This window comes from Roseateles chitinivorans, from assembly GCF_002761755.1.
Lineage (GTDB): Bacteria > Pseudomonadota > Gammaproteobacteria > Burkholderiales > Burkholderiaceae_C > Roseateles > Roseateles chitinivorans.
The window spans coordinates 1-23,136 of sequence record NZ_PEOG01000081.1 but is presented as its reverse complement, the minus strand read 5'-3'; the positions used below and the strand labels follow the sequence as shown (position 1 = coordinate 23,136).

Annotated in this window: 16 protein-coding genes, 2 tRNA genes and 2 pseudogenes; 8 read left to right on the top strand and 12 right to left on the bottom strand. The window is 69.6% G+C overall.

Annotated features, from left to right (window positions below; translation table 11 throughout):
- The 3 genes and pseudogenes from CS062_RS26335 to CS062_RS21840 form a co-directional block, all read left to right on the top strand.
- Nucleotides 1–261: pseudogene (locus CS062_RS26335) on the top strand (hypothetical protein); the annotation flags it as partial.
- Between the two features lie 117 nt (nt 262–378).
- Nucleotides 379–702, top strand: coding sequence for a ferredoxin FdxA (fdxA, locus tag CS062_RS21845; protein ID WP_099863660.1), 324 nt, complete (start codon nt 379–381; stop codon nt 700–702).
- Between the two features lie 66 nt (nt 703–768).
- On the top strand, nt 769–1,860 hold the full coding sequence (locus CS062_RS21840) for an NAD(P)/FAD-dependent oxidoreductase (RefSeq protein ID WP_404932389.1): 1,092 nt from the start codon (nt 769–771) through the stop codon (nt 1,858–1,860).
- A gap of 64 nt (nt 1,861–1,924) precedes the next feature.
- Here CS062_RS21840 and CS062_RS21835 read toward each other — a convergent pair whose 3' ends face one another.
- From CS062_RS21835 to CS062_RS21810, 6 genes are all read right to left on the bottom strand, one after another.
- On the bottom strand, nt 1,925–6,856 hold the full coding sequence (locus tag CS062_RS21835) for a C39 family peptidase (protein ID WP_099863659.1): 4,932 nt from the start codon (nt 6,854–6,856) through the stop codon (nt 1,925–1,927).
- A gap of 175 nt (nt 6,857–7,031) precedes the next feature.
- Nucleotides 7,032–8,777, bottom strand: a complete 1,746-nt coding sequence (locus CS062_RS21830; RefSeq protein ID WP_099863658.1) for a flotillin family protein — start codon at nt 8,775–8,777, stop codon at nt 7,032–7,034.
- An 87-nt stretch (nt 8,778–8,864) separates the two neighbouring features.
- Nucleotides 8,865–9,491, bottom strand: a complete 627-nt coding sequence (locus tag CS062_RS21825) for a YqiJ family protein (RefSeq protein WP_099863657.1) — start codon at nt 9,489–9,491, stop codon at nt 8,865–8,867.
- Nucleotides 9,488–10,159 carry a PspA/IM30 family protein gene (locus CS062_RS21820; RefSeq protein WP_099863656.1) on the bottom strand — a complete coding sequence of 224 codons (672 nt, stop codon included), beginning with the start codon at nt 10,157–10,159 and terminating at the stop codon, nt 9,488–9,490. The genes CS062_RS21825 and CS062_RS21820 overlap by 4 nt, the downstream gene beginning before the upstream one ends.
- 1 nt (nt 10,160) lies before the next feature.
- The gene (locus tag CS062_RS21815) at nt 10,161–10,679 is read right to left on the bottom strand and encodes a hypothetical protein (protein WP_099863655.1); all 519 of its coding nucleotides are present in this window, start codon (nt 10,677–10,679) and stop codon (nt 10,161–10,163) included.
- Nucleotides 10,680–10,991: 312 nt separating this feature from the next.
- Nucleotides 10,992–11,312: a hypothetical protein gene (locus CS062_RS21810; RefSeq protein WP_099863654.1), complete on the bottom strand. Its 321-nt coding sequence runs from the start codon at nt 11,310–11,312 to the stop codon at nt 10,992–10,994.
- 394 nt (nt 11,313–11,706) lie between these two features.
- Between CS062_RS21810 and CS062_RS21800 the strand changes: the two genes are divergently transcribed.
- The 4 genes from CS062_RS21800 to CS062_RS21785 all read left to right on the top strand — a co-directional run bounded on the left by CS062_RS21800 (nt 11,707) and on the right by CS062_RS21785 (nt 15,009).
- Nucleotides 11,707–13,890 (top strand): TonB-dependent siderophore receptor, encoded by a 2,184-nt coding sequence (locus tag CS062_RS21800; protein WP_099863652.1) that lies wholly within the window; start codon nt 11,707–11,709, stop codon nt 13,888–13,890.
- A gap of 36 nt (nt 13,891–13,926) precedes the next feature.
- Nucleotides 13,927–14,002, top strand: a tRNA-Asn gene (locus CS062_RS21795).
- A gap of 103 nt (nt 14,003–14,105) precedes the next feature.
- A tRNA-Asn gene (locus tag CS062_RS21790) sits at nt 14,106–14,181 on the top strand.
- A gap of 177 nt (nt 14,182–14,358) precedes the next feature.
- Nucleotides 14,359–15,009, top strand: coding sequence for a DUF4124 domain-containing protein (locus tag CS062_RS21785; protein WP_099863651.1), 651 nt, complete (start codon nt 14,359–14,361; stop codon nt 15,007–15,009).
- Nucleotides 15,010–15,095: 86 nt separating this feature from the next.
- On the opposite strand, the gene CS062_RS21780 is transcribed toward CS062_RS21785, so the two are convergent.
- Nucleotides 15,096–15,857, bottom strand: a complete 762-nt coding sequence (locus CS062_RS21780) for a YoaK family protein (protein ID WP_091722084.1) — start codon at nt 15,855–15,857, stop codon at nt 15,096–15,098.
- Nucleotides 15,854–16,318 carry a response regulator gene (locus CS062_RS26330; RefSeq protein WP_158238879.1) on the bottom strand — a complete coding sequence of 155 codons (465 nt, stop codon included), beginning with the start codon at nt 16,316–16,318 and terminating at the stop codon, nt 15,854–15,856. Before CS062_RS26330 ends, CS062_RS21780 begins: the two co-directional genes overlap by 4 nt.
- 589 nt (nt 16,319–16,907) lie before the next feature.
- Between CS062_RS26330 and CS062_RS21770 the strand changes: the two genes are divergently transcribed.
- Nucleotides 16,908–19,337: a TonB-dependent receptor plug domain-containing protein gene (locus tag CS062_RS21770; RefSeq protein ID WP_158238878.1), complete on the top strand. Its 2,430-nt coding sequence runs from the start codon at nt 16,908–16,910 to the stop codon at nt 19,335–19,337.
- Between the two features lie 103 nt (nt 19,338–19,440).
- Here CS062_RS21770 and CS062_RS21765 read toward each other — a convergent pair whose 3' ends face one another.
- From CS062_RS21765 to CS062_RS27445, 4 genes and pseudogenes are all read right to left on the bottom strand, one after another.
- Complete coding sequence (locus CS062_RS21765) at nt 19,441–19,848, bottom strand: cold-shock protein (RefSeq protein WP_158238876.1); 408 nt, start codon at nt 19,846–19,848, stop codon at nt 19,441–19,443.
- 192 nt (nt 19,849–20,040) lie between these two features.
- Complete coding sequence (locus CS062_RS21760; RefSeq protein ID WP_099863647.1) at nt 20,041–22,008, bottom strand: S9 family peptidase; 1,968 nt, start codon at nt 22,006–22,008, stop codon at nt 20,041–20,043.
- A 98-nt stretch (nt 22,009–22,106) separates the two neighbouring features.
- Nucleotides 22,107–22,991, bottom strand: a complete 885-nt coding sequence (locus tag CS062_RS21755) for a BMP family ABC transporter substrate-binding protein (protein ID WP_438270494.1) — start codon at nt 22,989–22,991, stop codon at nt 22,107–22,109.
- Nucleotides 22,992–23,008: 17 nt separating this feature from the next.
- Nucleotides 23,009–23,136: pseudogene (locus CS062_RS27445) on the bottom strand (efflux RND transporter permease subunit); the annotation flags it as partial.

Sequence of the window (23,136 nt, the reverse complement as noted above, 5' to 3'; positions counted from 1 at the left end):
GTGAGCGTCGTGTCCCGCGCCGGCTGCGCGGACGCGCTGGCCAGCGAGCACGAGGTCGCCACGCTGGGCGCCGCGTCGATGCTGCACAAGGGGCGGCCGACGGTCGTCATCGTCGGCGCGGGTGCCGCGCCGACGGGACCGGTGGCCCGGGCCCCAGCCCGGGCGTCCGGCCTCGGATTGGGCGAATACGCGACGATTTCCCCGTCGCAAGACCTTGAGCCGCACGGGCCGGAATCCCTGGCACAAACCCCGAACGTTTAAAATCCGCCGTTTTCCGTCAGCGCCGACCGAGCCCACCGTCCGGGAATCACCAGGATCCGCCAGGGAAACGCTGAATTTCGAGGGCCCCCCGCCGGCCCCGCCACTAGAAGAGCCGCTATGACCCACGTCGTCACCGAAGCCTGCATTCGCTGCAAATACACCGATTGCGTCGATGTCTGTCCCGTCGACTGCTTCCGCGAGGGCCCGAACTTCCTGGCCATCGATCCCGATGAATGCATCGACTGCGCGGTGTGCATCCCCGAGTGCCCGGTGAACGCGATCATGCCGGAGGAAGACGTGCCCGGCGACCAGCAGATCATGATCAAGCTGAATGCCGACCTGGCGAAGAAGTGGCCCAGCATCACCAAGCGCAAGGCCTCGCTCCCGGACGCCGAGGAGTGGAAGGACAAGACGGGCAAGATCGATCAGCTGGTCCGCTGACCGATCCCCTCATCCCGCGGCGCCGCGGCCTGCCGGCGACCGCCCCCTACAAGAATGGAAACGCAAGTGACTGAAGCGACCTCCGCCCCGCACGCGGGCGTGATCGAGACCGATGCCGTCATCGTCGGCGCGGGCCCGGTGGGCCTGTTCCAGGTGTTCGAACTGGGCCTGCTCGAGATCAAGGCCCACATCATCGACTCCCTGGCCTATCCCGGCGGACAGTGCATCGAGCTCTATCCCGACAAGCCGATCTATGACATCCCGGCGCTGCCGGTGGTGACCGGCAAGGAGCTGACCGACAACCTGATGAAGCAGATCGAGCCCTTCGGCGCGACCTTCCATCTGGGCCAGGAGGTCACGACGGTCGAGAAGCAGGAGGACGGCCGCTTCTTCGTCGCGACGAGCAAGGGCACGCAGTTCCTGACCAAGACCATCTTCATCGCGGGCGGTGTCGGTTCCTTCCAGCCGCGCACGCTGAAGGTCGAGGGCATCGACAAGTACGAGGGCTCGCAGGTCCATTACCGCGTGCGCAACCCGGCGCAGTTCGCCGGCAAGAACCTGGTGATCATCGGCGGCGGCGATTCGGCGCTGGACTGGGCGCTGAACTTCTGCGCCGGCAATGCCGACGGCAACCCGCACAAGGCCGAGAGCGTGATCCTGGTGCACCGCCGCGACGGCTTCCGCGCCGCGCCGGCCTCGGTGGCCAAGATGAAGGAACTCTGCGACGCCTACGAGATGCAGTTCATGGTCGGCCAGGTGGCGGACCTGGACGAAGGCGAGGATGCGCTGAAGGGCCTGAAGATCACCGGCGGCGACGGCGTCACCCGGGTGGTGCCGGCGGACCAGGTGCTGGTGTTCTTCGGCCTGTCGCCCAAGCTGGGCCCGATCGCCGAATGGGGCCTGGCGCTGGAGAAGAAGCAGATCCAGGTCGACACCGAGAAGTTCCAGACCAGCGTGCCCGGCATCTTCGCGGTGGGTGACATCAACACCTACCCGGGCAAGAAGAAGCTGATCCTGTCGGGCTTCCACGAAGCGGCGCTGGCGGCCTTCGGCGCGATGCCGATCATCAACCCGGAAAAGCGGGTCCACCTGCAGTACACGACGACCAGCCCCAAGCTGCACAAGGTGCTGGGCGTCGAGACGCCGGTGTTCGACTGAGCTCCGCGCCCCGACGGGGCGCCTGGATCGAAAGAGCCCGCCTGGCGATGCCGGCGGGCTCTTTTCATTGCGGGATGAACCAGCGCCAGCGTTGCATCGGCGCCGTGTGCACCCAGCGCGCAGGATGGCGCAACCACCGCCAGATCGACGCGCCGGGGCCGTCGCTGACCACCGCGCGGCGCAGCGCCGCCACCGAGCCGTCGCGGCCCCTCGTGCGCATCAGCGTGGCGTAGGCCTCGATCATCGACAGCACCGGCGTCATCCATCCGGACGGCGACCATTCATGCCGCCGCGCGAGGCGGTGCTCCAGTTGCTCGGTGCGCGACTGCGCCGCCAGCACCGCCAGTTCCCACAGCCGCATGTCCTCGTGGTACGGATCGCGTGGCAGCGCATGCGCGACCACCTCGTCCAGCTGGTCCCAATGCCCGCGTCGCGCCAGCGCGATGCACAGGTTGGTCAGCGCGTAGAGCGGCGGCTGCGTGCGCTCGCGCCAGTCGCGCATCCAGTGGACCGTCTCGCGGAACAGGTCACGCGACACCAGCGCATAACTGGTCTCGCCCCAGCTCGCCGGGTCCGCGCGCAGCCGGTCGCCATGGTGGCGCACCAGCCAGCGCAGCCAGAAGTCGTGCTTGGTGTCGACCAGCCAGCGCAGGAGCCCGCGCAGCAACAGCTGGCCCTGCGCGCGTCGCAGCAGTCGCGCGGCGGCGAACGCGGTGATGAGGTCGCTGCGGCGCCGCGCTTGAGCGCTCAACCAGTGATAGGCCAGGCCAGGCGCGCCCTCGCCGCGCTCGATGCGCGCCAGTTGCCAGGCCGCCAGCCCCTGTCCCCAGCCGGCCGCATCGATCGCCTCGCAGGCCAGGCGCGATTGGGTCAGGTCGTAGCCCGGCAGGTCGACCAGGCGCTCCAGCCATTCGAAGGCCAGGTTGCGCCGGCCGGCCCGGCTGGCGGCGATCACCGCCCGGCGCGCGAGGTCCGTGGTCGGCTCGGCCGCCCATTGCGAACGCACCGCCCACTCGACGCTCTCGTGGTCGCCGACCTGTTCCGCGGCCTCGCAGAGCACGCGGGCCGCAAAGAGGTAGCCGCCCTCGAGCTCCATCGCGCGGCGCAGGTCGACGACCGCTTCCGCATGGCGGCCCACCTTGAACAGCGCATGGCCGACGTAGGCGTGAGACAGGCCGCGGTGCGGCAGCAGCGCCCGCAGCCGGCGCGCGGCCTCCAGGTAAGCCGCGTTCTCGTCGCGCGCGTCCTCCCAGTCGGCGAGGTCGCGCCACAGCGTTTCGTCGTCCGGCACCTCCTCGATCAGCGTGCGCAGCCGGGCGACCGCGCCGGCCCGGTCGCCGCGTCGCCAGGCGCAGCGCGCTTCCCAGGCCCGCAGTGCGACCGGCGCGGCGCCAGGCCAGGGCAGCGCCTTGAGCAAGGCCTCGATCTCGTCATGGCGCGACAAGCGCGCGAGCCGCTCGAAGCGCGCGTTCCAGGCCGCCTCCAGCAGCGGCGAGAGGGCGACAGCGCGTTCGGCCGCGGCCAGCGCTTCGGCGTCGTCGCGGCCCTGGCTGGCGCGGACCAGCCAGGCACCGGCGTCGCCGGGGCGGCTGCGCTCGACCTCGTCGACCAGCGCGTCGAAGTCGTGCAGGCGCTCGCCCGCCTCGCAGACGCGCCGCACCAGCGCCCAGACCCAGGTCGGGCGGGGATTCAGCAACAGCGAGCGACGCGCCTCGCGCAGCGCGTCGTCCGGCCGCTGGCGACGCTCGTGCAGCCAGGCCAGCAGCGCGATCAGGTCATCGTCGTCATGCGCATGGTGCAGCGCGCGCGTCACGACATGCTCGGCGGCCTCGTAGTCCGGCTGCGTCTCGGTCAGCAGGTCCACCTGCAGGCGCACCGCCGCATTCCAGCCGGGGGACTCCGCCAGCACGACCTCGCAGGCGGCCCGTGCGCCCTCGCGATCGCCGATCTGGCGCAACGCCACCGCCAGTTCGTGCTGGACGCGTGGCAACGCGGTGAAGCGCCGCGCGGCCTCGACCAGCAGCCGCCGCGCCCGTGGCGCGCGGCCCGACTCGATCCACTGCCGTGCCAGTGCGATCCAGACATGCCAGGTCTCGGGCTGCCGACGCAGGGCGCGCATCAATCGACGGGCGACCGCCGTCGCCCGCCAGCCGCGCCCCGCCACCTGCTGGAAGCACAACCAGCCGTCGCCCAGCACGACCTGCCGGTCCAGTTCCGCCGCCGCCCGGTCGACAGCGTCGCGGGCCTTCGCCGGATCCGGCGCGGCGCTGACCAGCAGGCGCATCGCGAAGTCGTAGTCCGCGTCCAGCGCCACCGCCCGCCACAGCGCCGGCAGCGCGGCGTCGTAGCCGTCGCGTCGATGACGCACGTAGGCCAGCACGCCCTGCGCATCGGCGCGCTCGGGCGTGAGCGCGCAGGCGGCTTCCGCGATGGCGACGGCCTCGTCGTGCCTCCCCTGGCGACTGGCCTGCACCGCCAGCTCCCGCCGGGTCCAGGCATCGTCGGGATGGTGCTCGCGCAGGCGCTCCAGCACCGCGTTGACCTCCTCGGGACGATCCGGCACCCAGTCGAAGAGCAGGCGCTGCAGCCCGTAGTGCGCCGGATGGCGCCCGGCCACCTTGCGCAGCGCGGCCAGCGCCGCAGCCTGTCCGTCGCGGCGCGAGAGCAGCCGCAGGCGCAGCCGGTGCAGCGCCAGGCCGAAGGGTTGCAACGCGCAGGCTTCGTCGGCCCAGCGCAGCGCCGCGTCGAGCTCGCCGCGGGCCTCGTCGAGCAGCGCACGCAGGCGCAGCACCTCGGCGGGATGCGCCGGTTGCACCGCCGCGTCCACCAGCGCCTGCGCCGCCTCGAGCTGCTGACGGCGCAGACGCTGCTCGGCGACGAAGAGCTTCAGCGAGGCATCCTCCGCCCGTCGCACCAGGCCGGCCTGCAGCAGGGCCTCCGCCTCCTCGGCGCGCTCGGCGAGATCCAGCTGCTGGTACAGCGTGATCAGGGGTGCACTGGAGCGTCCGCCCCATTCGCGCTCGCGTTCACGCAGGAAGGCGAGGCCCTCGGCTTCGTGACCCAGCACGCGACAGGCGGTCATGTAGGCACGCGCGGCCTGCTCGTCGGTGGCTTGCAGGCAGGCGGTCCAGCGGTAGAGCGCCAGGGCGTCCTCGCGCGAGCCATGCGCCCACTCGAAATCCGCCCATTGCCACCAGACCTGCCCCATCAGCGGCCCGCGCCGGATCGCCCGGCGCAGGCAATGCCGCGCCTGCCAGGCCCGGCGACTGTCGAGCGCGAGGCGATCGGCCCAGCGCACCAGCAGCAGCGGGTCGGCCTCAGGCATCGCGGCCTGCGCCTCCAGTGCGCGTGAGCTGGCGGCCTGCCCGGCAATCGCCGTCAACGAGGCGACCTGGCTCAACCGCAACTGGGGGTCGTCCGGGAACATCGCGAGCAGCGCCTCGGTGGCCTCGAGGATCGCCGGCTCGTTGCCGTCATAAAGAGCCACCAGCCGCGCGGCGCGCCAGGCGAGGCGACTGCCGGGCGCGCGCGCGACCAGCACGTCGCGCGCCGCCACCGCGGCTGGGCGGTCATGCCGTTCCAGCGCGGTCTGGAGGCGGAACAGTTCATCGTGGTCGTCGACCTCGGGCAGCGCGATGCCGTCGAGCCGGTGCGCCTGGTCCGGCGGCACCAGCACCATCGCGCGCGGCCCGTGCGCAGCCTGTGCGGCGAACAGGGGGGCCGCCTCCATCTCCGCATGGGAGGGATGGAAAGGATCGCGGATGAGCAGCGTGCGCCGCAGCCGGTCATAACCGGCGACGGCCTGCAGATGCCCGCTGGCGGCCCCCTTGGTGACGAGCGAGAACGGCACGCCCGCGTCGATCAGCGCGCAGGCGCTGTCCCAGTCCAGGCGGAAATCCCGGGCCACGAAGCCGCGCTGCTCGGCCCACAGGCGCTCATTGGCATCGCTGGTGCCGTCGTAGCAGATGGCCTGCGCGATCTCGAGGTGCTCCGCCGCCCAGCCCCAGTACTGGCAGAGCGAGCTCAGCGTGGCCGGCGCGCAGGTGGACCAGTGCTGGCGCACGAAGGGCAGCCGCAGCAGCACGCGCGTTTGACCGGCCGGCGGATCGACCAGGCGATCGGCGAGCGCGCTGTAGAAGCCCGTCCCCGGCACGCGCAGCGCCGCCTCTCGGGCCTCGGCATGACGACCCAGTCGCATCAGCGCATCCGCGCGCCGCGCCTCCAGGTAGCCGCGCTCGGCCAGGTTCGCGAGCGGCATCATCCGCTCGGCCTCCCCCAGCAGCGCCAGCACCTCGGACCAGGCCTCGCGCTCCTTGAGCAGGTCGGCCAGCTGCAGCACGATTGCTGCGCACTCGGTGCCGGCCATCCCGGCACGCAGCACCTCGATGGCCTCGTCCTGGCGGTTCAGCAGCGTCAGCGCCCGAGCCTCGGCCTGGATGCCGGAGCGGTAGCCGGGACACAAGGCCAGCGCTTCGCGGGCCCGCGCCAGCATGTCCTGGTAGCGGTCCTGGCCCATCAGCGTGAAGCTGTACTCGATGCGCAGCCACGGGTCGGACGGATCGAGCGCGATGGCCTGCTCGTGCTGGTCGCAGGCCCGGCTGAAATCGCGCAGTTGTCCGAGCCAGGTGCCGCGCAACGCGTGTTCGTCCGCCCGGGACGCGTCGTCCTGGCCGGGCGGGGACGGCCAGCGGCGCCAGGCCCGCCACATCCCGAAGGGTCCCTGCCGGGCCAACACCGCGCGCAGCAGGTAGAGGCGCGCCTGCGGATGGTCCGGATGGCGGCGCCCCAGGCGCAGCGCCAGCGTCTCCGCGCGGCGATCGTCACCCAGGTAGCTCAGCGCGCGGATCGCGCGGACGACGGCGTCGGGCGAACCGTCGGCGATCCAGCCGTCGATCCGGTCCGCGACCGTCAGGTAGTGCCCGAGATCCAGCGATCGATCGATCGCCGACCAGTCTTGTATCGGAAGCGCGGGCGCGCTCCCCTCCCTCATGTTCATGCCGGCGATCCTAGCCAGCGCGGTGGCGGTCGGCCTCGGGATTGCCCCCCGGTCCCCTCTCCTGGGGGAGTCCTGGCTCGCCCGCGCTGCCGCGGAAGGCGCCTACCGCTCGGGCGCCTTCGCTGCAAGCTGGATCATGGCTAGCGGGCGGCTTACGGCCGATGGCCGCCCGGCTTCAGGCGTGCGGGCCGTCCAGCACCCGCTGCGGCGCCGGCACCGGTGCGCCGTTGCCTTGGCCCAGCATGCCGGCCAGGGACTGCGCCACGCCGGTGATGCCTTCATTGGACAGGCCCGCGTCCTTCATCACCGCGTCGACGATGGGCTTGGCGATCTGGTACTGCAACGCCGAGTTCATCACCTGCTCGGGGAAGGTCGCGCCCGCGTTGGCGCCGGAGCCACCGACACCGCCCTGCCCGTTCGCCGCCCCGCCGTCGTTGCTCGCGCCCGGCATGCCGTTGACCTGGAAGATGCGGATCGAGTCGATCTTCTCCATCGGACGCACCGCCTGCTCCAGGATGGTGGGCAGTTGCTGCAGCAGCATCGTGCGGACCTGCAGATCGATCTGCGCGGCGGAGAGCGTGTTCAGCGCCTCGTTGATCGCGCGGCGGCCTTCGGCCTCCGCCAGGGCCGCCGCCTGCTTGGCCTGGGCCTCGATCGTCAGCGCCTCGGCGCGGTCCAGCGCGGCTTCCTTCTCCGCCGATGCGGACACCCGCACCGCGATGGCGAGCTGTTCGGCTTCCTTGGAGGCCTCGATCAGCTGGATGTTCTTCTCACGCTCGGCGACCGCGACCTGACGCGCCGTGTTCACCAGTTCCTCGGCCTTGACCGCGTCGGCCCGGGCCATGTTGGCGGCCGCGTCGGCATCGGACTGCTCGCGCGACTTCGTCGCGATCGCGATCTGCGTGTCCTGGCGCGCGATCTCGACCTGCTTGCGCTGCTCGGCGCGCTGCATCTCGGTCTTGCGTTCGAGTTCGATCTCGCGGGTCTGCACGACCAGGTTCTTCTCGATCTCCGCCGACTTGATCTCGCGGTCCGCCTCGATGCGCTTCTGGCTGACCTGGCGTTCGGCCTCGATCTTGGCCGCCTCGGCCTGGCGGGTGCGCTCGGCCTGTTGCGACGCGATCAGCGCGACCTGCTCGGCGCGGGTGATCTCGATCTCGCGCTGCTGGGACAGCGTCGCGAACTCCTGGTCCTTCTCGATGTTGAGCTTCTGCCGGGTCGCGTCCAGGTTCTTGGTCCGGACCTGCACCTCGGTGTCCTGCTCGACGTCGTTGCGCTGCTTGCGGCGCGCCTCGGTCTGCTCGGTCAGCCGCGTCAGGCCCTCGGCATCGAACGCATTGTTGGGATTGAAGAACTGCTTGTCCGTCTGGTCGAGGCTGGTCAGCGACACCGACTCCAGTTCCAGCCCGTTCTTCTCGAGGTCTTCCGCGACGGCGTTCTGCACCGCCTGGACGAAGTCGCGGCGCTTGTCCTGCAGCTCCTGGATGGACATCGTCGCGGCGGTCGCGCGCAGCGAGTCGACGAACTTGTCCTCGACCAGCGCCTTGAGTTCGTCCGGGCTCATCGTGCGCGCGCCCAGCGTCTGCGCGGCGATGCTGACAGCCTCCTCGGTCTGCTTGACCCGCACGAAGAAGGCCGCGGTCACGTCGACGCGCATCCGGTCGCGGGTGATCAGGCTCTCGCGCTCCCGGCGCTGCACCTCGAGCTTGAGGGTGTTCATGTTGACCAGCACCCGTTCATGGAACACCGGCAGCACGATCGCGCCGCCATCCATGATGACCTTCTGGCCGCCCAGGCCGGTGCGGACGAAGGCGGTCTCCTTCGTCGAGCGCTTGTACAGGCGCGCGAAGACGAAGCCGATGGTCAGTAGCGCGACCAGGGCGATGCCCGCAATGGTCAGCAGCTCGATCAGATTGCTCATGGACTGGTTACTCCCTCAAGAAACTTGGAACTCGTGTTGGTATCGAAAACGGCCGTGGCGGCACGACGCGCCGCCCACGGCGCTGCGCTACATCAAGGTCGGATGCGGATTGGCGATGCAGCGGTAGAAGGCGCCGGCCTTGCTGACGATCAGCACCTGCGCCCCCTCCTGGAAGACCTCGTCGTCGACGTCGGGCTCGACCATCAGGTAGTGCGAGCGGCCGTGGACGTCCTTGACCCGTGCCTGCGCCGCGAGCCCACGCCGCGCCGATCCGGTCACGACGACCCCGACGCGGCCCACCAGGCTCTGCTCGCTGACGGCGCTGGTTTCGTCGTGCGGAATGATGTGCGCGATCAGCGAACCCAGGCCTCTCACTGTCGCCAGGCCCGCCGGCACCGCCGCGAGCCCGGCTGCCGCGGCGGGCAGGTAGCCGCCGAAGAGGCCGTTCATCACGACCTGCAGGCTGTAGCCGAAGACGGTGTAGCCGGTCAGGAACAACAGCAGCAAGACCAGCGCCGGCACCTTGCCCAGATGCAGCCAGCCCAGCACGCGGTCCAGGCCGGTGTCGCCATCGACCTCGGGCAGCCAGTCGTCGATCAGGTTGCTGGGGCTGAGCGAGATCAGCATGCCGGCGCCCTCGACCACCGCGATGCCGACGATCAGCGCGAAGCCGATCCCGAACGGCAGGTTCTCCTGCGCGGTGAACAGGCTCATGACTTGGCGGCCTTGAGCTGCGCCATGCGCTCGGCAATCTTGTTGTCGCGGACCAGGTCATCGAGCTCCTTGAGCTGCGCGGCCTGTTGCAGGGTGTTCTGGCGGGCCGTGCCGGACAGGCCGGTCTGGCGCTCGTAGACGCGGTCGAAGGCGTCCGTGACCTTGCCGATGCGGTGGGCCGCGCTGCCGGCGCCGGCCGGTGCCGTCGCGGTCGCCGCCGCCGCGGCGCGGCTCTTGCGGAACTCGGCCAGCGCATCCTGCATCTCGCGCTTCTTCGCGAGCAGCGCGGCCACGAAGCCGGTCAGCTCGCCTTCCTGGCGGGCATGCTCGGCCAGCGTGGTCTCGAGCACCGGCAACTGGGCCTCGATGTCGAGCTGGCGGGCCACCGCAGCGCGGGCCAGGTCCTCGCGGCCGGCGGTCATCGCCTCGTCGATCTGCGAGGACAGCGTCGCATGCAGCTGGTTCAGGTTGGCATGCTGGCGCTGCGACAGGTGGCGGTTGGCCGACACGGTGCCCAATTCATGGCGCACTTCGTCGATGACGGCGTCGGCCTCGCGAATGGACTGCTCCATCGTCGCCTCGGGCGCCTGGTCCTCGATGCGGTCGAGGAGCGCGTGCACGCTGCCGGCGATCACGCGGCCGACGCGGGTCTTCAGGGAGTCGGTCATCTCAGGATCCTTTCGAGGACGAAGTGGCTTGCAGGGGATGGGCGAGGGCGAGCGTCGGGCCGAGGTGGCGTCTCACGACCTGCGGGTCGTAGGCCGCGGCGGTGAGCGGCGTGCCCTGGCGCAGCAGGGTCTCGCAGAGGGTCGCGGCGCGGCGCACCAGCGCCTCCTCGAACTTGCGGGCGTCGTCGGCGTCGGCCGGCGCCTGGCTGATCGCCAGCGCCAGCGCCGCGACGAAATGGTCCAGCAACAGGCTGACGACCTCGGAATGGTGACCGGTCTCGCTCTCGATCCGGACCAGCGCCTCGCGCAGCCGCGCGGTGAGATCGCGGGTCCAGGCATGGGCGGCGACATAGTCGAAGGCGCCGTCGTGCTGGCGCTTGAGCTGCCCGAGCAGCACCCGCAGCTTGTCGCTGTTGGTCGTCGCACCGTCGACCTGCAGTTGGGCGAGCCAGAGGTACAGGTCGCTGGGGATGCGGGCCGACAAGGGCTCCATGGTGGGCGGTGGGCTGCTCGCGGTCATGACGATGAGGCTTGAAACCGTTGGAATCGGCTCAGTGTATTCATTCGAATACATCCGTCAACAGGCGAATGCATTCGAATTTCAGGCGCCTCATGCAGGTTTCGCCGAGCCCTGATCGCGCTCACGAGGGCGGAGTGGACCGGTCCGTGGCGGCGACGTCAATCGCTTCCCCCCATTGGTGGGAGTCCTCAAGAACGAGGTGAGCGGGATACCGGGGAGTTCCTCACGCCATCGGCCAGGGGCGGCCCGGCGCCGCCGCGCTTGTGGAAGCGCCCGCGCCCGGAGGCGGGGCGCCGGGAGGTGGGCGCCGCCTCAGCGCTCGGACCGATAGCCTCGCGAGGCCAGCCAGGCGAGGACGGCCACGACCAGCAGCGCCCCGGCGTCGAGCAGGTACAAGCCGACGCCCGGAGCCTCCCGCCGCGCCGCCTGCACCGCCTGGCCGAAGTTGTCCGGGCCGACGCCATAGGCCTCCACGAGCGCCATCGCCGTGATCCAGGTCGCCGCCGCGCCGATCGCCAGGGCGAGCACGGTGGCGACATTGGCCATGAAGTAGCTCTTCTTCCGGGGGGTGGCGAGCGGCGCCTGCCCCTCGCCCGCGAGTGCCGCCGCGACGGCTGCCGAATCCGCATGCATGTTCAATCCTCCTTGGTGGAGGAGGCGTTGTAGGCGGCGCACCCGTCGACCGGGCCAGGCTTGTCCTGAACTGCGACTGGGACCGTTGAACGGGCCAGCGCCGCGGGCGGATGGCGGCGCGGCGTCTCCCGCTAGAATCCCTCCCGCTCGCCGGCCCGTCCGGCGAGTTTCGCTAGGGGTGCTGGTCCGGACGATGCGTCAGGGACCGGCTGAGAAAGTCCCTTTGAACCTGATCGGCGGCTTCGGCCGCCAGGCTGCGGAGCGATCCGCGGCCCGAGGTAATCCTCGCGCAGGGAAGCATGCCTTCGACACGCCTCGTGTCCTCGCACGCCGCCTTCTCATCGGCGTGCCCGGTTTGCCGACCTGCCATCGCGTTTCTGGCTCCGGCACATCGATGGCAACTTCGTCTCCCCTGAATCCGTTCCCGCTCCGCCGCCTGGCCTTCGCGCTCGCGGCCGCCGGTCTTTCGTTCCATGCCGCTGCGCAAACGACCTCGCCGGCGCTGCCCAGCGTCGTCGTCAAGGGCTCGGCCGAGGCGCCCGCCACCGTCGGCGGCTTCGGTGACACCCCGGTCGCCAAGCTGCCGATGCAGGCCAGCGTCGTCAGCGCCGAGCAGCTCACCGACCGCGGCCTCACCAGCCTGGCCGGCCTGACGCTGCTCGACGCCAGCGTGGGCGACTCGTACAACTCCGCGGGCTACGTCTCCTACCTGAAGATCCGCGGCTACGACCTCGACAACCGCTTCAACTTCCGCCGCGACGGCCTGCCGATCAACGCCGAGACCGCCCTGCCCCTCGCCAACAAGAGCAGCCTCGAGGTGCTCAAGGGCACCAGCGGCATCCAGGCGGGGACGAGCGCGCCCGGCGGTCTGGTGAACCTCGTCGTGAAGCGGCCGACGACCGAGCTCACCAGCGTGATGCTCGGCGTCAGCGAGCGCGGCACCCTGGAATCGTCGATGGACTGGAGCCGCCGCTTCGGCGACGGCCATGGCAACGACAAGGCCTTCGGCCTGCGGGTGAATGTCGCCGCCGCCAAGCTGCGCCCGGAACTCCGCGACGCCGAGGGCAACCGCTGGATGCTGGCCGTCGCTGGCGACTGGCGCGCCACTCGCGACACGCTGGTCGAGGCCGAGGTCGAGATCTCCCGCCAGTCCCAGCCCAGCCAGCCCGGTTTCAGCCTGCTCGGCAGCCAGCTGCCCGACGCCAAGTCCATCGATCCGCGCACCAACCTGAACAACCAGTCATGGAGCCAGCCGGTCGTCTTCGAAGGCCGCACCGCGTCGCTGCGGGTGCAGCACCAGTTGAATGCCGACTGGAAGCTGCAGGCGCATGCGGCGATCCAGCGACTGGTGACCGATGACCGCCTCGCCTACCCGTTCGGCTGCACCGCCGGCGACGGCACCTATTACCCGAGCACCTACTGCCCGGACGGCACCTTCGACCAGTACGACTTCCGCAGCGACAACGAGCACCGCAACAGCGACGCGCTCGACCTGTCCGCGCAGGGTCGGACGACGCTGGGTGGCCTCGCGCACCAGATCACCGCCGGCGTGCTGTTCTCCCGCTACAAGAGCCGGTTGCAGGGGCAGGCCTACAACTGGGCCGGCACCGGCAACATCTGGGGCACCCTGCCGACTGTGGCCGATCCGACGCTGGGCTCGACCAACACCGACCGCACCGAACGCAGCACCGAGTTCTACTTCCGCGATGCCGTGCAGCTCGGCGAGCGCTGGCAGGGCTGGCTGGGATTGCGCCACACCCGCCTGGACCGCGACAGCACGCTGGTCAATGTGCAGCCGGGCGACGAGAACGCGCCGACCAGCTACCGCCAGTCGGTCACCACTCCCTGGCTGGGGTTGAGCTACGCGATCGATCCGCAGCTGCTCGCCTATGCGAGCTGGGGCGAAGGCGTGGAATCGGCGGTCGCGCCCAACCTGCCGATCTACGTCAACGCGGGCCGGCCGCTCGCGGCGATCCGCAGCCGGCAGTGGGAGATCGGCCTGAAGTCGGGCAGCCGCTCGGTGGACTGGTCGGTCAACTATTTCGACATCAGCAAGCCGGCGACGCGCGATGTGCCGCTGACGGTGAACGGCGAGGATCGGCTGGAGAGCCGCATCGACGGCGAGCAGAACCATCGCGGCGTCGAGGCGCAGGCCGACCTGAAGTGGACCGGCGGCGGCCTGCTCGCGAGCGCGATGAAGCTGCGCGCGCGTCGCGAGGGCAGCGCCGATGCGACGCTCAACGGCCTGAAGCCGACCAACGTGCCGGAGACGGTGCTGAAGCTGCAGGCGCGCCAGAACGTCGGTCTGCCGGGCCTGGAGCTGCAGGCGGGCGTCGTCTACGAGGGCAAGCGGATGGTGCTGCCGGACAACTCGCTGGCGATCCCCAGCTGGACGCGACTGGACCTGGGCGCGCGCTATGAGCAGAACATCGGCCGGCAGCAGCTGATCTGGCGTGTCGGCGTCGACAACGTGACCGACCGCCGGGCGTGGCGAGAGTCGCCGTACCAGTACGGTCATGTGTACCTGTACCCGCTCGCCAATCGCACCTGGCGTGCCTCGTTGGAGTGGGTCTTGTGAGCTTCTGATTTTTCTGTGTATACTCTTAGGCTCTGATCCCCGATAGCTCAGTCGGTAGAGCGCCGGACTGTTAATCCGTAGGTCCCTGGTTCGAGCCCAGGTCGGGGAGCCAAGATCAGATGACGAAGGTCTTCGGACCTTCGTTCTTTTTCAGCCGGTGTCCGACCGAAGACGCTGGCCCAAGAATTCAGATCGATAGGATCTGAGCAGACTTTTCCTCGATAGCTCAGTCGGTAGAGCGCCGGACTGTTAATCCGTAGGTCCCTGGTTCGAGCCCAGGTCGAGGAGCCAAAACTGAAGCCCCGCATCGCAAGGTGTCGGGGCTTTTTCTTTGTCCGCGGCTCGTCGACGGGCGCACCGCCTTGCCCAAGCGGCGCCAGCAGCCCCTCGCCCCTTACACCCTCGCCCCTTACAGTGTGTCAACCCGGTAGCCGCCACTGCGTTCGCCCGGGCTCAGGGAGACACCACATGCCGAAGTTCCATCCGATCGTCGCCGCGATGCTGTGCTGCGCCGGCGCCCTCACCACCGCCCAGGCCCAGGTCTGGAAATGCGTCATCGACGGCAAGGTCCAGTACTCGGACCAGCCCTGCCCCGCCAGGGGCGAGCCGATGAAGTCGCGGTCGCTGCAGAGCAATGTGATCGACACCTCGGCGGACCGCGCCGCGATCGAGCGCGCCAAGGCGGCGGCCGCCGCGGAGCAGCAGGCCACCACCGCGACGCCGTCGGCAGCACCGGCCGGGCCGGTCGCTCCCGCCAATGTCTGCCCCTCCGACCGCGACATCGCCGGCATGGAAACCAAGGCGAGTTCGATCTCGCTGAGCCCCGAGGCGAAGCGCTTCGTTCAGGACGAGATCCGCCGGGCGCGCCAATGCCAGAAAGGCCAGGGCAAGTACAACGCCGCGGACTGGAACATCAGCAAGCAGGCGGTCGATGCCCAGAGCAGCCTGACCGGCGGCCCCGACGCCCGCCGCCGCGCGGAGGCGGTCCATAGCGCGGCCGATCCCGCGGAAGGCGACCGGATCGCGCGGCAGCGGGAAGCGGATGAGCGCGAGGCGGCTCGACGAGAGCGCGAAGCAGCCCGACGCGAAAGAGACCTGCGTCTGCGGTCCACGCGCTGACGCTTGCGCGCCGCTGACCGACGCGTGCCTTCAGTGGGAAGGTGTTGTCATCGACGCGAGACTGGCTCGGCGGCCTGAGCCCCGCCTCACCGCTGCCGCGCCAGCACCCCTCTCCACCGTCCCCAATCCCTCGTCACCGGCGGCAGCGCCAGCACGAACAACACCGTCGCGAGCGGCACCACGCAGATGAAGCCGAGGTGCTTGAAGCCCAGCGCTCCCGCGACGCCGCCCAGCACGAAGGCGGCCAGCAAGCCGCCCGCGCGCAGCGCCCGCTCGCGGTCGTGGCGCACGCCGGGCCGGAGCGCCTTGGGCTGACGGTTCCAATAGAGCATCTTCCCGAGCTCCATCCCGAGGTCGGTGATGTTCCCCGTCATGTGGGTGGTGCGGACGCTGCCGCCCGAGGTCTTCGATCCCACCGCGTTCTGCAGGCCCATGATGAACGCCAGCAGCAGCACCGTCAGCGGCACCGCGAACGGCGTGTGCCAGGTCAGCGTGATCGCGCCCATCAGTCCGAACGGGAACAGCAGCGCCGCCTCCAGCATCAGCGGCAGCGCGTAGACGCTGCGCAGGCCGTGACGCCGCGCCCAGTTCACCAGCACCGCGCAGACCGCCGCGCCGCACACGAACGCGAGGATCGCGCCCAGCGCGTTCAGCACCAGCGTGCCCTGCCCCATCACCGCACCATCGGCGAGCTGCGAGGCGAAGCCGGTCATGTGCGAGGTGTAGCGCTGCAGGATCAGGAACCCGCCCGCGTTCACCGCGCCGGCGTTGAACGCGAGCAGCAGCCCCAGCGCCTGGTTCGTCGACGGCGCGCGGTGACGGCTCGTCAGGTGCAGCAGCCGTCTCATCGCTCCGGACGCCGGCTCGGATCCGTCGGCGCCCCCAGCGACACGTCGGCGCCGTCGTTCGGGCCGAACAGCTGCGCATCGCCCGGGTCGACCATCTTCGCCCCATGCCGGGTCAGCACCGCGTGCAGCCGCGCCCAGTTGAGCGGCTTGACGAAGTAATCGTCGAACACCAGGTCATCCGCCGACTCGAAATCCGTGTTCAGCGGCGTGCCGCTGACCGCGATCGCGACCAGCGCCGGCAGACTCAGCTTCAGGCGACTCGCCACATGCCGGCCATCGGCGTCCGGCATCGCGATGTCCGTGATCAGCAGGTCCGGCTCCCACTTCAGCCCGATGCGGATCGCCTCCAGCCCGGTGGGCGCGACCTTCAGCTCGAAGTTGTAGACCGTCAGCAGCTCGCGCAGGAGCTCCAGCGAGTCCGGCTGGTCGTCGGCGATCAGGACTTTCAGGCGATCCTGCATGGTGTCGTTCGGAAATGTTTGGAGCGGCGGTAGCAATCGGCGGGCCCGCATGGCGCCAGGCAAGGGCCTCCGATGCACCTGAGCGGGCATGGGGCGCATTCTTCCATCCCGGCGCCCTTTCCACATTCGGGCGCGCCACCATCCCCCGGACACCCCGCCGACGAACTGGCCCGGACTCGCCTCGCTTTTCGTCAACTGGCCGTCACACGGCCTCGGCACAATGCCACGCATCCGAGACAAACAACCGACTGCGACATAGGGCAGAAAGCTGGAACCCGTCACCAGCGTCCGGATACCCTCTTCAAAAGGAAGCCACCCCGACGGGTGGCTTCTTTCATTGGCGCGCCGCTTCTGAGCGCGCCAGGATGCCGGGTTTTCCCTCAGTGCCGTCGCGCCCGCCCATCACCTTGGGTAAAGAACTTTGAAAGTCCGCACCCGCGCTTCTTCACGAAACGTACACCGTGCGATGCTTCCGCCCGTTCCGCGAGCCGGCCGCCCTGGCCGGGTCCACGACCTCACCTCGACTTCCCCGCGCTTCCGTCCCAGCCATCGCCAGATCGGCCGCGCTCGCCTCGCACTGGCCTGCCCGATGACAAGCTCCCGCCGCCCTGCCCCGCATCCCCTCTCCGTTGCCTTGATGCTGGGCCTGAGCGCTCCCGCCTGGTCCCAGACCACTCCGCCCGCGGCGCCGACCCCGCCCGCGACAGTTCCGGCAACAGCGCCGGCAACCGCGCCGGCTCCTGCGCCCGCCGCGACGCCAGCCAGGACCTCCCCGTCCACCCGCCCGGCGCCGCCGTCGGCCAGGCGCGACGCCGCCGACAACCCTGCCCAGCTCGACCGCGTCGAGATCCAGGGCACCTCGCGCGACGACGACCAGCGCCGCGCCGCCACCGCCTCGAAGATCGTCATTGGCCGCGAGGAGATCGAACGCTACGGCGACGCCACCATCGGCGAGGTGCTCAAGCGCCTGCCCGGCGTCACCACGGGTGGCCGCCCCGGCCGCGGCGGCGAGGTCCGCATGCGCGGCATGGGCGGCGGCTACACCCAGATCCTGGTCAACGGCGAACGCATGCCGCCGGGCTTCTCGCTCGACGAGCTGCCGCCCGAACAGATCGAGCGCATCGAGGTCATGCGCGCGCCCACCGCCGAGTTCGGCGCGCGTGCCATCGCCGGCACCATCAACGTCGTCCTGCGCGAGGCCCTCCAGCGCCGCCTCAACGAGCTGCGCCTGGCCTCCACCTTCGAGCGCGGCCATGTCACGCCCCACCTGAGCTGGACCCGCAACGACAAGCTCGACGACCAGGGCACCGCCTACAACGTGACCCTCAACGCGATGCAACACAAGCGGCTCGACGACATCGCGTCGCAGTCGCTCACCCGCCGCTTCGACACCGGCACCGGCGCGCTCCAGAGCCAGACGCTGCTGCAGACCCGCGGAGAGAGCGCCGACGAACGCAAGTCGCTCAACCTCACCGGCCGCCTGCAGCTGCGCCTGGACGGCGGCGACACCCTCGCGCTCCAGCCCTTCGTGATGGTCAACCGCGGCCGCGGCGCCAGCAGCGCCCGGCAGACCCAATCGGCGGTGCCGGACGAGAACGCCTTCGAGCGCATCAAGTACGACAGCTACACCAGCGACAGCAGCAACCGCGCCACCATGGCCCGGCTGAACCTGCAGTGGAACAAGCGCCTGGACGACCGCACCCGCATGGAGACACGGCTCGGCGCCGGGCGCATGACGATGGACGGCGACGCCCACCGCGAGGAAGACCTCGACGCCACGCCAGGCCTCTTCTTCCGCACCCAGGACGACACGACGAAGAGCCGCGACACGCAGTGGAGCGTCAACCTCAAGCTCACCCACCAGATGGACAACGAGCACAACCTGGTGGCCGGCGTCGAGGGCGAAGGCACCACCCGCGACCAGACGCGCGGCTGCACCGAGGTCTACGGCCGCACGATGCGGCGCGACAACTGCGCCTTCCTGGCCGACTTCGGCGAGAACGTCTCCGCATCGACTCGCCGGCTCGCCGCCTACGCCCAGGACGAGTGGAGCGTCGGCAAGCAGTGGGGCTTCTACGCCGGCCTGCGCTGGGAAGGCATCCAGACCGACAGCACCAACAACCAGGGCCCGGTGAAGAACACCTCCAGCGTGCTCACCCCGCTGCTGCATGGCGTCTACAAGATCGACGAGAAGAGCCGCGAGCAGATCCGCGCCAGCCTGACCCGCAGCTACAAGGCGCCCAACCTCAACGACGTCATCGGCCGGCTCAGCATCAACAGCCAATTCACCTGCCAGCCGCCGGCCACGCTCTGCGGCAGCAACCTGATCAACTATCCCGACCGCTTCGGCAACCCGGACCTCCAGCCCGAAATGGCGACCGGCATCGAGATCGGTTACGAGAAATACCTTTCGAAGGGCGGGCTGCTCAGCGTCAACTTCTTCTATCGCCGCATCACCGACCTGATCCGCGCCCAGGCCCAGCTCGAGACCGTGCCCTACGCCACCGAGCCGCGCTGGGTCATCCGGCCCCGCAACATCGGCAACGCCACCACCCATGGCGTCGAGCTCGAGGCCAAGTTCCGCCTCGACGAATACCTGGCCGACGCGCTGCCGATCAACCTGCGCAGCAACCTGTCGCTGTTCGACTCGTCGGTGGACGGCATCCGCGGCCCTGACAACAAGCTGGACCAGCAGCCCCGCTACACCGCCAACCTCGGCGCCGACTACCGGCTGCGCTCGCTGCCGCTGACGCTGGGCGCCTCGCTCAACTACACGCCGACGACGCTGCTGCAGCAGAGCGACCAGGTGCTCAACGAGATCGACAAGAAGCGCGTCATCGACGTCTCGGCGCTGTGGACCTTCTCGCCCGCCGTGGCGCTGCGCGTGGCCGCCAGCAACCTGGTGCCGCTGAGCTATGGCAACGGCAGCATCGCCGTCACGCCGGGCCGGCTGGTCACGAGCGAGAGCACCGGCCGCAGCTTCACCGTCTGGACGGTGCGCCTGGAACTGAAGGTCTGAGGACGCAAAAAAGGCTGCCCGAGGGCAGCCTGCAAAAAGCGGAGCTGCACGCCTCCGCGAGGGCGACGGGGCCGCAGGGGCCGGCCCCAAGGAGTCAACAGGTTCAGCGCCGGCCTGGCTGTTCGTTCTGGGCCTTCGCGCCGCCCAGCGCATGGCTGGCGGGTGTCCAGACGGTGGCGCCGACGCCCAGCGCCAGCAGCACCAGCACCATCCAGGTCAGCGGCGAGGTGCGGCGGCGCGCAATCGGCCGCGGCGGACGGGAGGCCATGCGGGCGGGTCGCAGTTGCGCCGGCAGCTTGTGGGCATGCAGGCGCTGCAGCCGCACCGCCTGTTTGCTGCCGTCACTCCTGGACACAATCTCGAAGCTGATGCGCTCGCCCTCCTGCGGCGGCTGGCCGTCCATCGGGAAAGCGGACACATGCACGAACAGCGTCTCGCCGCCCTGCTCGGGCCGGACCACGCCGTGGCCGCGCTCGGCGTACCAGCTGTCCAAGGTTCCTTCGAATCGCATGACTAGTTCCCCCGTCTTGTGGATCGCCCGACGCCGCGTCGCGGACTTGTGGTCCGCTGGACGCCCTCCATCGAGCGCTTCTCTCTCTTCGGAAAAAGAGCCCGGCACGGGGCCGGGCTTCTGGGGGTGCATGCTGCCCAAGCCGACACGGCGCCGGGCAACAGCCTGTAAGCCGTGCAACTTCACACGGTTTTAGTTCTTCAAGCCAGGCTTCAAGTACTTGTCGAGGAACTCCAGCGTCTTCTGGTTGGCCTCGATCTGGTTCTTCTTCTTGGAGAAGCCATGGCCCTCGTCGTCGAAGACGACGTACTCGACCGGCACGCCGTTCTTCTTGACCGCCTCGACGATCTCGTCGCTTTCCGGCTTGATCACCCGCGGGTCGTTCTTGCCCTGGATCACCAGCAGCGGCTTGCGGATCTCCCGGGCATGGAACAGCGGCGAGGTGGCGATCAGGAACTCCTTGTCCTTCACCGGATCGCCGATCTCCAGGTACAGCGCCTTGCGGAAGCTCTCCCAGTAGGGCGGGATGGACTCCAGCGTGCGCAGCCAGTTGGACACGCCGAAGATGTCCACGCCGACCTTGAAGGCCTCGGGCCGGAAGGCCATCGCCGCCAGCGTCATGTAGCCGCCGTAGCTGCCGCCCATGATGCCGATGCGCTCCGGATCGATCACGCCGGTGCTGGCAAGCCAGGTCTTGGCCTCGATGCAGTCCCACAGCGGCTCGCGGCCATGCTTGCCGTCGTCGGCGGTGAAGAAGGTCTTGCCGTAGCCGGAGCTGCCGCGGTTGTTGATGCCCAGTACCGCGTAGCCATGGTTGACCAGGTACTGGACCATCGCCGAGTAGCCGCGCGTCGTCTGCCCGCCCGGGCCGCCGTGCACCAGCACCACCGCAGGCACCTTGTTCGTCGGCGAGGCCTCCTTGGGCTGGTAGTAGACCGAGGGGATCACCAGGCCGTCGAAGGAGCGGAAGCGCACGATGCGCGCCTCGACCAGTTCCTCCGGATCGATGTCGCGGGACAGGCTGCGCGACAGCTGTTTCACCTGCTTGCTGCCGAAGTCGTAGACGTACAGGTTGCTCGGCGAGCGGTCGCCGTTCAGGTAGAAGGCCATGCGCTGGCTGGTGCGCGAGAACGCCACGCCGCGCAGTTCGCCGCCCGGCAGCCGGGGCAGCGTCACCGGCTTGCCGTCGGCGGTCTGGACGATGCGAAGTTCCAGGCTGGCGTCGTTGTTGATGCCGGTGACGCGGTAGCGACCGTCGCGGGAGTAGCTGCTGTAGACGATGTCCCAGTCGGCCTTCTCCAGCTCGCGCGTCTGGCCCGAGGCCAGGTCGTAGGCCAGCAGCCGCTGGAACTCCGCGCCCTCGTTGGACAGCATCAGCAGGGTCCTGGACTCCGGGTCGAAGCCGGTCACGCTGAAGGACGCGACGCCCTGGTGCGGCGTCAGGTGACGGGTCTCCTTCGACTGCGTGTCGTAGAGGTAGACATCGGAGTCCGCTGTCGTGTTGGTCTTGCCCAGCGCCACCCAGCGGCCGTCGCCGCTGACGCCGAAAACCGCGTTGCCGTCGTTGTTCTGGTAGACCAAGGTGCGCGCGTAGGTCCTGGCGTCGTAGCGGTAGACGTCGATGTAGCGGGCGTCGCGCTCGTTGGTCGTGACGAAGAAGGCGTCGCCGTCGCGGCTCCAGCCGCTGAAGCCGGCCTTGACCTTGTCGCCGGGCGTCAGGTCGCGCTCGCTGCCGTCGAGCTCGCGCACGATCAGGTGGTTGTTCTCGTTGCCGCCCTGGTCGCGGGTGAAGAGCACCCGATCGTCGTTGCGGAAGTAGCTGACGGCGTAATGGCTGTCGGTCTTGGAGGCGGTCAGCGCGACCGGCTCGCCGCCGTCGACGCTGATGCTGTAGACATTGAAGATGCCGCTCGCATTGCTGCTGAAGAGGATGCGGCGCTCGTCCTGGGAGAAGGACGCCCCGCTGATCGAGGTCGTCGCCATGAACTGCTCGATCGTGTAGCGCTTGGCCGGGCGCGGCTGCTTGGCCTTGGCCTCGGACCGGGCCGGCGCGGCCCGCTCGGTCGCGGCCTGGGCCGGCATCGCCATCGCGGCGGCCAGGGCCAGGCCCAGCAGCGTCAGCGCCTGTCGGGGGGCGGTCTTCGGGAACGACTTCCTCATCGGGTTCTCCTCTCCTGATCGGGCCCGGGACCATCCCGGGATCCGGCGACTGTAGACGCCGGGGTCAGTCCTTGCCCATCCCCTGGCCGACCGGCGGCTCACTTGCCGGCAGGCACCTGCCCCTCGACCCCCTTCACGTAGAACTTGATGTTCTGCAGGAACGGGTCGTCGGCGACCGCGTCCCGGGCCAGGACCTCCTTGCCGTCCTGGCCGGCGATCGGGCCCTTCCAGATCACGAAGCTGCCGTCCTTGAGTCCGGCCCGGACCTGGTCGACCCTGGCCTTGACCTCGGCCGGCACCGCGGCGTTCAGCGACACCAGATCGATCGCCCCCTCCTTGACGCCCCACCAGCTGTGCTTGCCCGGACCGGCGCTCCAGCTGCCATCCAGCGCCGCCTGGACGCTGGCGATGTAGTACGGCGACCAGTCGATCACCGCCGAGCCCAGGTGCGCCTTGGGCCCGTACGAGCTCATGTCCGAGTCCCAGCCGAAGGCGTACTTGCCGTTCTTCTCCGCCGTCTGCAGCACCGCGCTCGAATCCGTGTTCTGCATCAGCACGTCGGCGCCGGCGTTGATCAGCGTCTGGGCGGCATTGGTCTCCTGCGGCGGATTGAACCACTCGTTGACCCAGACGACCTTGACCGTCACCTTCGGATTGCTGCTCTGCGCGCCCAGCGTGAAGCTGTTGATGTTGCGGATCACCTCGGGAATCGGGATGGAGCCGACGACGCCCAGCGTGCCGGTCTTCGTCATCGCGCCGGCGACGACGCCGGCCATGTAGGCGCCCTCGTAGGTCCGCGCGTCGTAGCTGCGCAGGTTGGCGGCCTGCTTGTAGCCGGTCGCATGCTCGAAGCGGACCTGCGGGCTGTCCGCGGCCACCTTCAGCATCGGCGCCATGTAGCCGAAGGTCGTGCCGAAGACCAGCGTGTTGCCCTGCTGGACGAGGTCGCGGAAAACCCGCTCGGCATCGGCCGCCTCCGGCACCTTCTCGACGAAGCTGGATTGAAGTCGTTGACGTAGAGCGAGCCCAGGTAGATCTGCATCGTGTCGAACACGTCCGTCACCGCCACGCCCAGCTGGCGCGCCTTGGTGCGGTCCAGGTCGGCATACAGCTGCGGCACGTTGACCT